General features: G+C 65.9%; 11 protein-coding genes. 5 read left to right on the plus strand and 6 right to left on the minus strand.

The genetic code is table 11. The features are described from left to right. Positions 1–354: 354 nt before the first annotated feature. The 4 genes from GA645_RS06380 to GA645_RS06395 all read right to left on the minus strand — a co-directional run bounded on the left by GA645_RS06380 (position 355) and on the right by GA645_RS06395 (position 3,286). Complete coding sequence (locus tag GA645_RS06380; RefSeq protein ID WP_152220993.1) at positions 355–1,050, minus strand: pseudouridine synthase; 696 nt, start codon at positions 1,048–1,050, stop codon at positions 355–357. Continuing rightward, on the minus strand, positions 1,050–1,268 hold the full coding sequence (locus GA645_RS06385; RefSeq protein ID WP_152220995.1) for a cysteine-rich CWC family protein: 219 nt from the start codon (positions 1,266–1,268) through the stop codon (positions 1,050–1,052). The genes GA645_RS06380 and GA645_RS06385 overlap by 1 nt, the downstream gene beginning before the upstream one ends. Before the next feature lie 99 nt (positions 1,269–1,367). Next, positions 1,368–2,213, minus strand: coding sequence for a DUF4824 family protein (locus GA645_RS06390; protein ID WP_152220997.1), 846 nt, complete (start codon positions 2,211–2,213; stop codon positions 1,368–1,370). Further along, positions 2,210–3,286 carry a DUF2157 domain-containing protein gene (locus GA645_RS06395; RefSeq protein ID WP_152220999.1) on the minus strand — a complete coding sequence of 359 codons (1,077 nt, stop codon included), beginning with the start codon at positions 3,284–3,286 and terminating at the stop codon, positions 2,210–2,212. The genes GA645_RS06390 and GA645_RS06395 overlap by 4 nt, the downstream gene beginning before the upstream one ends. A gap of 240 nt (positions 3,287–3,526) precedes the next feature. On the opposite strand from GA645_RS06395, the gene GA645_RS06400 reads away from it, so the two are divergent. Next, positions 3,527–3,784, plus strand: a complete 258-nt coding sequence (locus tag GA645_RS06400) for a DUF1145 domain-containing protein (protein WP_152221001.1) — start codon at positions 3,527–3,529, stop codon at positions 3,782–3,784. Positions 3,785–3,906: 122 nt separating this feature from the next. Beyond that, positions 3,907–4,098, plus strand: a complete 192-nt coding sequence (locus GA645_RS06405) for a hypothetical protein (RefSeq protein WP_152221003.1) — start codon at positions 3,907–3,909, stop codon at positions 4,096–4,098. A 211-nt stretch (positions 4,099–4,309) separates the two neighbouring features. Here the strand turns inward: GA645_RS06405 and GA645_RS06410 are convergent, their stop codons facing one another. Beyond that, positions 4,310–5,221 carry a LysR family transcriptional regulator gene (locus GA645_RS06410; RefSeq protein ID WP_152221004.1) on the minus strand — a complete coding sequence of 304 codons (912 nt, stop codon included), beginning with the start codon at positions 5,219–5,221 and terminating at the stop codon, positions 4,310–4,312. A gap of 97 nt (positions 5,222–5,318) precedes the next feature. Here GA645_RS06410 and GA645_RS06415 point away from each other — a divergent pair, with 97 nt between their 5' ends. From GA645_RS06415 to lapD, 3 genes are all read left to right on the plus strand, one after another. Next, entirely contained in the window at positions 5,319–7,292 is a 1,974-nt protein-coding gene (locus tag GA645_RS06415; protein WP_152221006.1) for an alkyl/aryl-sulfatase, read from the plus strand. 190 nt (positions 7,293–7,482) lie between these two features. Continuing rightward, positions 7,483–8,133 (plus strand): cysteine protease LapG, encoded by a 651-nt coding sequence (gene lapG / locus GA645_RS06420; protein ID WP_372239800.1) that lies wholly within the window; start codon positions 7,483–7,485, stop codon positions 8,131–8,133. 15 nt (positions 8,134–8,148) lie between these two features. Further along, a complete protein-coding gene (gene lapD / locus GA645_RS06425) occupies positions 8,149–10,092 on the plus strand; it encodes a cyclic di-GMP receptor LapD (RefSeq protein WP_152221010.1) in 1,944 nt (647 codons plus the stop codon). Positions 10,093–10,738: 646 nt separating this feature from the next. Here the strand turns inward: lapD and GA645_RS06435 are convergent. Continuing rightward, positions 10,739–11,071: a tryptophan synthase subunit beta gene (locus tag GA645_RS06435; protein WP_152221012.1), complete on the minus strand. Its 333-nt coding sequence runs from the start codon at positions 11,069–11,071 to the stop codon at positions 10,739–10,741. Positions 11,072–11,110: the final 39 nt, after the last annotated feature.

Here is an 11,110-nt window from a genome sequence, read left to right on the forward strand (position 1 = left end):
GGGACGCGGGATTGGCTGGAGCTTAGCCAAGCTGCCTCGGCGGCTGCAATCCACCGGGCTGAATGGTCTGCGGAGGGAATTGGCGGAGTGTGGGGCAGGTCTCGTGGCGGGGTGAGTTTGCAGGAGCGCGCCATGCGCGCCATGCGCGCGATTCGCGGGCGTGGCCCGCTCCTGCAGGTTCATATCGGCATTACACCTACGTAGGGCGTACAGCCGTTCGCGGTTGTACGCCGATACGCGGTTATTTGTCGTCAGCGGCAGGGCTCGGTTCGGAGTGCCCGGGGATCAGGGTCAAACGGCGTATAACGTCGAACGTTATACGCCCTACATTCCTGTGACATCAGGTGCGGGGGCTCAGCCCAGCGCCGCGATCTCCTGCGCAGTCAGCGCGCGGTACTGTCCCGGTTGCAGGGCGGGGTCAAGCGTCAGGCTGCCCATGCTCTCGCGGTGCAGGCGCGTCACCTTGTTCTGGAAGTGGCCGAACATGCGCTTGACCTGGTGGTAGCGGCCTTCGTGCAGGGTCAGGCGCGCCGCGCGCGGGGCGAGGATTTCCAGTTGCGCGGGCAGGGTGGTGAGGTCTTCGAAAGCGAAGTACAGCCCCTGTTCGAAGGTCTGCGCGTAGTGCGCTTCGATCGGGTCTTCGGTCTCGACGTAGTAGACCTTCGGCAGCTTGCGCCCCGGCAGGGTCATGCGCCGTGACCACTGCCCATCGTTGGTGATCAGCAACAGGCCGGTGGTGTTGTAGTCCAGGCGGCCGCCGATGTGCAGCTCGTCCTTGTCCGGCTCGTCCAGCAGGTCGAGCACCGTTCGGTGCTCGGCATCGCGGGTGGCGCTGACGCAGCCGGCGGGCTTGTGCAGCATGAAGTAGCGGGCGGGCTTGCCGGCCTGCAGCAACTCTTCGTCCAATTCCACCCGGCTGAACTCGCGCACCTCGAAGCGGCCGTCGCGCACCACCTGGCCATCGACGCGCAGGCGGCCTTCGGCGAGCAGTTGGCGTGCCTGCTGGCGATTGAAACGGGGCAGGTTGGCGATGAAACGGTCCAGGCGCATCAGGCGTTCCCGTCGCTGTCCGCAAGTCCTGCGGCGCAGCGCGGGCACAGGCAGGCACGGTCGACCAGCTCGGGCGGGATGCGCTCCAGGGCGTTGCGGTCGATGCGCGTGCTGAAGCACCAGCAGGCCTGGCCCTCCAGGGCAGGGTCAGCCTGGGTGCAGCGGTTGGACTGGCCGCAAAGCGGACAGCGGCTGGGATCGGGAGTGACGTCGTTCATGGCCGGGCGGTGCGGGGTAAAACAGTGCGATGCGGGCGCACAGGGTGCAGCGCCCGTGCGCCTCGCGCAAGCGGATTCGGATCGGCGTGGCGGACCCGGTCAGGGGCCGGGCGGCGCGACCTCGATGCGTTCGATCCAGGGTTCCAGTTTCTGGCCGAAGGCGACCTCGGCAACGAAGCGCTGCATCCGTTCGCGGCCCTCGTAGGCTTGCCAGCTGTCCTCTTCCAGCACCTGCCGCCAGCCGTGCGGCACGTTGATGCTGTCCACGCCCATGGCGCTGGCGGTGCCGCCAAGGGTCCAGATGTGCTTGTGCAGCAGTGAGATGGGCCGCACCCGGCCGTGGACGATCAGGTAGCGCTGGCGGTCCGGGTAGCGCTGGCGCAGGGCCTGCTGGTCGAGGCCGACGTCCTTGAGCAGCAGGCGGGTGGCGAATTTCTCCTCGCTTTTCAGAGCGGTCTGGTGGTCCTTGAGTTCATAGGCCAGTTTCTGGTTGCCCGGCGCCGCCGCGGCGGCCTGCTGTAACTCGTCCAGGCGCTTGCGTGCCAGTTGCAGTTCGCGCTGGTACAGCGGGCCGTCCAGTTCCAGGACCAGCAGGGCGGCGCGCGATTGCTGGCGGTCGAACTGGCGGGCACTGGTGTCGTCCACCTGTTCGGGCATGCGGAAGCCGAGCTCGGCCATCTGCCTTGCATTGATACGGGGTTCCCAGGCACGGCTGCGCGGCCCGGCGCCTTCGTCGTCACTGGGGAAGCGCCAGTTCAGGCGCAGGCTCAGGCCGCTGTTCTCCTTGTGCCAGGAACTGTTGGCGGCCAGCTCGCGCTGGCTCAGGCGCGGTTGGCTGTCCGGCGTGCCCGAGCGGTTCCAGGCCACGCCGCCCAGGGCCACGGCGTTGACCAGCAGGATCAGCGCGACACCGCCGAACAGGGCATGGGTGCGGGTCCAGTTCATGGCTGACTCCCTCCCAGCAGGCCGTGGACGTTACGCAGGCGGCGCAGGATGAACAGGATCAGCACCGCGCACAGGCCGAGCACGAGGAAGAACAGGTACTTGGGCATCACCTCCCACCACCAGTCGAAGAACTTGGTGTAGAGGAACACCACGAAGAAGGTCAGCCCGGTGTTCACCACCTCCGGCCATTCGCGGTGTGCGCCAAGCCAGATGACCAGCGCCGAGGCGACGAAGCCGAGCACCTGGTAGAGGTTTTCCACCGTGCTGAAGCCCAGGGGCAGGTAGCTGCCGCCGCCCCAGTTGGCCAGCACCAGCATCGGCAGGAACAGCCCGAGCAGGCCGAATTCCCGGTAGATCGCGGCGAAGCCGTCGAAGCGACCCTGGTTGATGAAGGAGGGGATGAGGAAGATCAACGCGGCGGCGGGGAAGAAGTTCTCCGGGCGTTCGCCCACGTCCAGCCAGTACACGCCGCTCCAGGTGCCGACCCGCGCGGCGACGTAGCCCATCACGCAGATCAGCGCGGCGGCCAGCAGCAGGCGGGCGTTGCAGGTGTAGGCCAGCAGCAGCGCGTAGGCGGCCCAGGGCAGCAGCGCCTTGTCCGAGGGCGTGATGTTGAAGATCTGCCCGATCATCACCACGTTCAGCACCAGGCAGGCGAACGCCAGCATGGCCGCGAGCTTGGTGAAGTAGCCGGAGGCATCGCGGCGCTGCAGCCAGAGGGTCAGCAGCAGGCTGCCCAGTGCGGCGGCGATGAGTATCGCGACCTGCGCGGTTTCCGCGAACAGCCCCCAGAACTGGTAGAACAGGAAGAACAGGCTGGCGGCCAGGGCCAGTGCGCCGAGGAAGGAGGCGACGCGCATGCCCAGGGAGAGCCGGTGGTCCTGGCTGTCACGGTCGATGTCGAAGCGCGCGCGGTAGTCGGCGAGCAGGCGTTGCTGGTGGTCGTGCAGACGTTCGCGCTGTGCGCCATCGAGGGTGAGGGCTCCCTCGAGGTTCAGGCGCCGCAGTTCCCGGTCGAAGGCCAGGATGTCATCGACGCGGCGCTGCGCCTGCTGGTGGCTGAGTTCGGACATGGCCGATCCTTGCGACGGGTGATGCTTGGACTCTAGCTCTTGCCGGGGTGGGCTTCCATGAGAGGCGGCGGATAACGCATGGCGTTATCCGCCTTCGCGGGCGTGGCCCGCTCCTACAATGGATGTCCCCACCGTAGGAGCGGGCCATGCCCGCGATCTTCGTCGCCAGTCGAAAGACAGGAGCGCTCAGGACGGGGCGGGCGGCAGACTGCAGCGACCTTTTTCCAGGGAAAGATCGCCATGTCCGAATTGCTGAGTTTCGCCAAGGGTGCGCTGGCCATGTTCTGGCTCGCCGCCGTCCTCAACCTCGTCTACCCCTTCGGCGAATTGCATCGCCCGCTGCTCTGGGTATCCGGCGTGATGCTGCTGGTGCATGTCGGTGAGGTCGCGCTGCTGGCGCGTCGTCGCTCGCTGGGCGAGCAGCTGCAGGTCCTGCTGTTCGGTGTATTGCACCTGCAGAGCCGCCGCCAGCGTCGCCTGGAAACTGTAAACGGCTGATTTACCAAAGCTTTACCTAACGGCATAGCACCGACGTCTGACAGCAATGTCTGACCCTGTGAGACCGGAAGAATTATCGCCCCGCATTCCGGCGGGGCTACCGGCTCGTTTCAGGAGGCGCCATGCGTCGCATCTTCGCTGCTGTACTGCTCATCCTTCCGTTGACCGGTTGCGTGGTCTACGAACACGACCACGATCACGGCTGGCATGACCGCGACTGGAATGACCGCGACTGGAATGACCGCCCGCACCACGATTACCGCCGGGACTACCACGACCGCGATCATGATCGCTACGAGGGCTGGAGTCGCTGAGCCGTGACCGTTAGAACTTGTTTACGATCAGCTGCGCGTCGGCATAACTGCGTTAAAAACAGGCTCGGACTGCTCATTTACAGCTCGTAAACTCCGCGCCCTCGCCTGTTTTGATTCGCTGCCGCTCACCCTTCGGGCCAGCCTGCGGCTGTTACTCCCGCTGGTCGTTGCGCCTTGTTCTGCTCTAGCTCGCGAGATCGTAACGAGGTTCTTAGGGCGCGGCGCGAAACGCCGCGTCCTCCTCCAGCAACAACTCGACGAACTGGCTGGCCGCGGGCGACAGGCTGCGGCTGGCATGGCGCACCAGGGCGTAGGCGGAACCGCGCGCCGAGGCGTCGCTACCGTTGGGCCAGGGCAGCACGGCCAGGCGTCCGGCTTCAACATCTTCCGCCACCACGTCCCAGGTGGCCAGGCAGAGTACATCGCTGCCTTTCACCAACTCCTTGAGCAACAGTACGTCGTCGCATTGCACGCTCAGCGGCTGCTCGCGGCCGAGGTTGCGCACCAGTCCTTCCTGGGCGTCACGCGGCAGGCGCGGGCCGGCCAGCGGGTAGTCGAGCAGGCGTTCGACCGAAGGCTGGGTGCCGATCAGCGGGTGCCCCGGCCGACAGAACAGCACGCCACGATGCACCCGCAGCGGCTGGATATCGAGGCGACTGTCGCCTTCCAGTTCGCGGGAGTCGGCGATGAAGAGCTCCAGCTCATCGTCCAGCAGGCGCCGGTGCAACTCGCTCCAATTCTCGATGGAGAGCAGGATCGACACCTTCGGGTGCGCGCTGCTGTAGCGCGCGAGCACCTGCGGCATCAGGCGCGCGGCGGGGAAGGGGCCGGCGCCCAGGCGCAGCTCGCCGGTTTCCAGGTCCGCCAGTTGCAGCACGGCATTCTTCAGCGCGTGGTCGCCGGCCAGCAGACGGCGGGCGTGTTCCAGCACCAGCCGACCGTGGGCGGTGAGGGTGACGCCTCGCGGATTGCGGTCCACCAACTGGCAGTTCAGCTGGGCTTCCAATGCCTGGATGCTGCGCGACAGGGCCGGTTGGCTAAGATTCACCGCGTCGGCGGCGCGGGCGAAATGACCGTGCTCGGCGAGGGCGACGAAGTGGCGTAGCTGGCGAAGATCGCTCATGCGCTTCCTGCATCGATTATGAAATTGGAATGCATTGGAATTATTAGCGCGACGGCCGGCATAGTGCGAGCACAACAACAAAATCCGGAGTCCACCGATGTCCCGACTTTCCGCCGCCGTTCTGCTGGCCAGCCTCTGCCCCGGCCTGCTCGCTGCCGCTGAGCAACCCAAGCCACCCACCGAGTTCACCCTTGCTGCCCAGCAGAAGGTGCGTGAGTCGCTGCCGTTTTCCGACCGCGCCGATTTCGACCGGGTGGAGAAGGGACTGATCAAGCGTCCGGACAACCTGGTGATCAAGAACGAGGATGGCAGCGTCGCCTGGCAACTGGGCAGCTACGACTTCCTCACCAGCGGCAAGGACAGCGGCAGCATCAACCCGAGCCTGCAGCGCCAGGCGCTGTTGAACCTGAAGTACGGCCTGTACAAGGTCACCGACGGCATCTACCAGGTACGCGGTTTCGACCTCGCCAACATCACCTTCGTCGAGGGCAAGAGCGGCTGGATCGTCATCGACACCCTGACCACCCCGGCCACCGCCAAGGCGGCCTATGAACTGGTCAGCCAGGAACTGGGGCATAAACCAATCCGCGCGGTCATCTACAGCCATGCCCACGTCGATCATTTCGGTGGCGTGAAGGGGCTGGTGACCCAGGAACAGGTGGACAAGGGCGAGGTGCAGATCATCGCGCCCAAGGGCTTCATGGAAGCGGCGGTCAAGGAGAACGTGCTGGCCGGTAACGCCATGATTCGCCGCGCGACCTACCAGTACGGCACCCTGTTGCCAAAGGGCGAGCAGGGCCAGGTCGACATGGCCATCGGCAAGGGCGTGGCGCGTGGGCCGCTGAGCATCCTGGCGCCGACGAAGCTGATCGAGGGCGACCTGCAGGAGCTGGAGATCGACGGCGTGCCGCTTACCTTCCAGAACACTCCCGGCACCGAGTCACCGGCCGAGATGAACGTCTGGCTGCCGCAGCAGAAGGCGCTGCTGATGGCCGAGAACGTCACCGGCACGTTGCACAACCTCTATACCCTGCGCGGCGCCGAGACCCGCGACGCGCTGGGCTGGAGCAAGTACATCAACGAGGCGCTGCACCGTTTCGGCGACAAGGCCGAGGTGATGTTCGCCGTGCACAACTGGCCACGCTGGGGGCATGACGACATCGTCCGCACCCTGGAAAAACAGCGTGACATGTACGGCTACCTGAACGACCAGACGCTGTACCTGGCCAACCAGGGCGTGACCATCAACCAGATCCACGAGCGCTTCCAGGTGCCGGCGGAGCTGGCCAACGAGTGGTACAACCGTGGCTACCACGGCAGCGTCAGCCACAACGTGCGGGCTGTGGTGAACAAGTACCTGGGGTATTACGACGGCAATCCGGCGACCCTCAATCCGCTGGCGCCGGAGGATTCGGCGAAGAAGTACGTGGAGTTCATGGGTGGCGCTGACCACCTGCTGCAATTGGCGAAGCAGTCCTACGACAAGGGCGAGTACCGCTGGGTGGTCGAGGTGGTCAACAAGCTGGTCTTCGCCGACCCCACCAACCAGACCGCGCGCGCCCTGCAGGCCGACGCTCTGGAGCAGCTCGGCTACCAGGCGGAGAACGCCGGCTGGCGCAATAGCTACCTGGTGGCCGCGCAGGAGCTGCGCAATGGCGTGCCGCGTGACCTGCCGTCGCTGCGGGTGACCAGCTCCGACGCCCTGGCGGCGATGGATACCGGCCTGCTGTTCGACTACCTCGGCGTGCGCCTGAACGCGAAGAAGGCCGAAGGCGAGGACCTGAGCATCAACCTGGTGCTGCCGGACAAGAGCGAGCAGTACCTGCTGGAGCTGAAGAATTCGCACCTGAACAACATCAAGGGCGTGCAGAGCGAGAGCGCCGGGCAGACCGTCACCATCGACCGCGCCGACCTCAACCGCCTGCTGCTCAAGGAAGTCTCGCCAGTGCGTCTGGTGCTCGAGGGTAAGCTCAAGAGTTCCGGCAATCCGCTGTTGCTGGCGAAGCTGTTCGGCATGCTCGACGACTTCGACTTCTGGTTCGACATCGTTACGCCGCCGCAGAAGAGCTGATCCCGCTCACTTCCCGCCGCACCGACAATGGCATAGTGCTTGATTGCATTGTGCCATTGTTTTTTTCGCGACCAGCCAGCACCATGCCGCTCCGGCGCACGCCTAGCGAGGCGTGCGCCATCGCAGTCGAGTAGTCGCGATCGTGTCCAGCCGTTTCGTCCGTGCGTTGCGCCGTTATCGGCCCGGAGCTCTGCTCCTGGCGCTGGCGGTATCGCTCGCCGTGCTGGCCGGTGGGCAGCCGGACGCCTGGGACTTCAGCCTGATCGAGCAGCACGCCGAAACGCTCTACGGCCCGCTCGGTGAGGGGCGTGCGCGCATCGATGCCTGGCAGGGCATGCTCAAGGATGCCGCCGGTCAGCCCGAGCGCGAGCAGTTGCAGGCGGTCAACCGCTTCTTCAATGCGCAGCTGCGTTTCACCGATGACCTCAGCCTGTGGGGTGAAGTGGATTACTGGGCGACGCCCGTCGAGGCGCTGTTCAAGGGCGGTGGCGATTGCGAGGACTTCGCCATCGCCAAGTACATCAGCCTGCGGCATCTCGGCGTGCCGGCGCAGAAGCTGCGCATTACCTACGTCAAGGCGCTGCGCCTGAACCAGGCGCACATGGTGCTGACGTACTACCCCCGTCCCGATGCGGTGCCGCTGGTGCTGGACAACCTGATCGGCAGCATCCTGCCGGCCAGCCAGCGCACCGACCTGCAGCCGGTGTATGCCTTCAACGGCGAGGGCCTGTGGCTGGCCAACGCCAGTGGTGGCAAGCAGGTCGGCGACAGCAAGCGGCTGTCTCGCTGGCAGGACGTGCTGAAGAAAATGAAAGCCGAAGGCTTTCCCCTGAACGAATGAGAGCGTGGAGACACGATGTCCCTGTTCAAGCAATTGCTCATCGCCATCTGCCTGTTCCTGGTGGTCGCCTTCAGCGGCAGCTTCATGGTCAGCCTGGAAAGCTCCCGCGAGCAGTACGTCAACCAGCTGCGCTCCCATGCGCAGGACGCCGCCACGGCGCTGGGACTGTCACTGACGCCGAACATCGACGACCCGGCGATGGTCGAGCTGATGGTCAGCTCGATCTTCGACAGTGGTTACTTCGAGAGCATCCGCGTGATCGACCAGGCCAGCGGCAAGGTGATCGTCGAGCGCACCGGCGTGCCGGACGCGGTGGCAGCCAAGGTGCCGCAGTGGTTCGTCTCGCTGATCGACCTGCATTCGGCCGGCGGTGACGCCATCGTCAGCCGTGGCTGGACCCAGGCGGCGCGGGTCGAGGTGCTGAGCCACCCGATGTTCGCTATCGCCAAGCTCTGGCAGAGCGCGCTGGGCAGCCTGCTCTGGCTGGCGTTGTGCGGCCTGGCCAGCGGCGTGCTCGGCGCTATCCTGCTGCGCCGCCAGTTGAGGCCGTTGGACTACATGGTGGAACAGTCCCACGCCATCGCCCGCCGCGAGTTCCTCAGCCTGCCGGAGCTGCCGCGTACGCCCGAGCTGCGCCGCGTGGTTCAGGCGATGAACCAGATGGTGGAGAAGCTCAAGGGGCTGTTCCAGGAGCAGGCCGAACGCAGCGAACGGCTGCGCGACGAGGCCTACCTGGACAGCCTGACCGGCCTGGGCAACCGGCGCTTCTTCGATATGCAATTGCAGGCCCGGTTGAGTGCCGAGGACCAGGTGGGCAGCGGCCTGCTGGTGGTCCTGCGGGTGCGCGACCTGGCCGGCTTGAACCAGCGCCTGGGCGGCCAACGTGTCGACCAGCTGCTCAAGGCAGTGGCCGATCAGCTGCGCCTGGCCGGGCAGGGCCTGGGCGCCGGCCTGACCCTGGCGCGCAGCCGTGGCGGCGAGTTCGTCATGCTGGCGCCGGGGCTGATGCCCGAGGAAGCGCCGGCCCTGGCAACGCGCCTGGAGACCATGCTGGCGACCCTGGCCAGCACCGGGGCCAGCGACGTCAGTCCGGTGGCGAGCCTGGGGCTGGTGCCCTTCGTTTCCGGCGAGTCGGCGCAGACATTGCTGGTGCTGGCCGATGAGGCGCTGGCATTGGCCGAGCGCGAAGGCGAGCGCTGCTGGGCATTCCTGCAGAGCGGGGCGAACCCGGTCGCCGAGGAGCGTCATGCCTGGCACCAGCTGCTGGACGAGGCACTGGTGTGCAAGCGCTTCCAGCTGTATTTCCAGCCGGTGGTGGCCTGCACCGAGCCTACCCGGATACTGCATTATAAGGTGCTCTCGCGCCTGCCGGACGGGCAGGGCGGTCACCTCGCCGCAGGGCGCTTCCTGCCCTGGCTGGACCGCTTCGGCTGGACCGCGCGGCTCGACCTGCTGATGCTGGAAAGCGTGCTCGCCGACATGGCCCGGCACGACCGGCCGCTGGCGCTGAACCTGTCAGCGGCGCTGCTGCGTGATGAGTGGGCCACCGGGCGGGTATTCGACCTGCTGCGCCAGCATCCGAAGTTCGCCGGGCGCCTGACCCTGGAGCTGGAGGAAGACCAGCTGCCGGCCCAGGCGGTACTCGAAGCCCTGACCCGTCGCCTGCGCGAGCTGGGCTACAGCCTGAGCCTGCAGCATTTCGGCGGGCGCTTCAGCATGATCGGCAACCTGGCCCGCCTGGGCCTGGCCTACCTGAAGGTGGACGGCAGCCACATCCGTGCCATCGATCAGGAGAACGACAAGCGCCTGTTCATCGAGGCCATGCAGCGCGCCGCGCACAGCATCGACCTGCCGCTGATCGCCGAGCGGGTGGAGACTGCCGGGGAGTTCCGCGTGTTGCGCGAGATGGGGATTCAGGGGGCGCAGGGGCAGTTGTTCGGTGGGCCGGCGCCGTGGTGAGGGTGGGTTATTGCGCTTGGCTCATTGTAGGAGCGAGCTTGCTCGCGAATCGGGGCTGATCGCGGACGGAGTCCGCTCCTACAAACATGTATCCGTAGGAGCGGACTCCGTCCGTGATGGTCTGGCGCTGCGTAGGGCGCATAACGCGCAGCGTTATCCGCCGTGATGGGTATCGCTTCGCTCCACACCATCCTACGAAGAGCAATCCAGCATGAAGCAGCCAAACTCCCAGGCGCGCGCAGAGTCCCGTCAGGAGGCCGAGTGGAGGTATTGCGCAGAGGAGCGAGCGGCATGGATGCCGCGAGAGGCGTAGAGGGCCAGGGATGGTCCTTCTACGCCGACCCTCGGAGCGATACCGGAACGAGGGGACCCCGGCGAAGCCGGGGTCGGATGTCGGGACGAGACCTTTTGGTTCCTTTTGTGAGGGCGGCTATCCGACGTTTGACAAAAGGGACTCGCCCGAGGGGGCGAAACAAAATCGCTCAGCACACGCTGAAGCGGCGCAGAAACACCCAAAGCCAAAACGGCGGATAACGCCTTAGGCGTTATCCGCCCTACGTAGAGCTGAGTTGGTCGTGGGCGTGGCCCGCTCCTACGGGTAATTCCGTCGCATCAGTGAACGCCGAGCCAGGATCGAAAGCGGGGCTCAGATCAGCCCCGTTTCCTCTTCGTCATTGATCAGCCGGGTCAGACCGCCCAGAGCCTCACGGGCCTGGGTGCGGTTGAGCAGCTTGGAGCGCGCCGCTGGCGGCAGGTCGGTGATGCGGATGACGCCCTTGGCGATCAGTACCGAGATCAGGTCGTCCAGCACCCGGATCATGTCCAGGTCGCTCTGCTTGAGGTGCAGCAGGCTGCTCTCGGCGGCCTGCCAGGCCAGGATGTCCGGATGGTCGGCCGGCAGCGTCCCGGTCATTCCGTCGAACTCGGCGTCTTCGACGCGCGCCAGTTTCCCCTCGGCGTTGCGCTGGATGTACAGCATCGGCCCGTCCCCATTGTCGGAAGTGATAGGGCGCCAGCG

The organism is Pseudomonas sp. SCB32, assembly GCF_009189165.1.
GTDB lineage: Bacteria > Pseudomonadota > Gammaproteobacteria > Pseudomonadales > Pseudomonadaceae > Pseudomonas.

Bases quoted from the DNA above. Each gene is read 5' to 3' on its own strand.
- GA645_RS06410 (WP_152221004.1), bottom strand. From the start codon at position 5,221: ATGAGCGATCTTCGCCAGCTACGCCACTTCGTCGCCCTCGCCGAGCAC.
- lapD (WP_152221010.1), top strand. From the start codon at position 8,149: ATGTCCCTGTTCAAGCAATTGCTCATCGCCATCTGCCTGTTCCTGGTG.
- GA645_RS06435 (WP_152221012.1), bottom strand. From the start codon at position 11,071: ATGCTGTACATCCAGCGCAACGCCGAGGGGAAACTGGCGCGCGTCGAA.
- GA645_RS06405 (WP_152221003.1), top strand. From the start codon at position 3,907: ATGCGTCGCATCTTCGCTGCTGTACTGCTCATCCTTCCGTTGACCGGT.
- GA645_RS06395 (WP_152220999.1), bottom strand. From the start codon at position 3,286: ATGTCCGAACTCAGCCACCAGCAGGCGCAGCGCCGCGTCGATGACATC.
- GA645_RS06380 (WP_152220993.1), bottom strand. From the start codon at position 1,050: ATGCGCCTGGACCGTTTCATCGCCAACCTGCCCCGTTTCAATCGCCAG.
- GA645_RS06390 (WP_152220997.1), bottom strand. From the start codon at position 2,213: ATGAACTGGACCCGCACCCATGCCCTGTTCGGCGGTGTCGCGCTGATC.
- GA645_RS06385 (WP_152220995.1), bottom strand. From the start codon at position 1,268: ATGAACGACGTCACTCCCGATCCCAGCCGCTGTCCGCTTTGCGGCCAG.
- GA645_RS06400 (WP_152221001.1), top strand. From the start codon at position 3,527: ATGTCCGAATTGCTGAGTTTCGCCAAGGGTGCGCTGGCCATGTTCTGG.
- GA645_RS06415 (WP_152221006.1), top strand. From the start codon at position 5,319: ATGTCCCGACTTTCCGCCGCCGTTCTGCTGGCCAGCCTCTGCCCCGGC.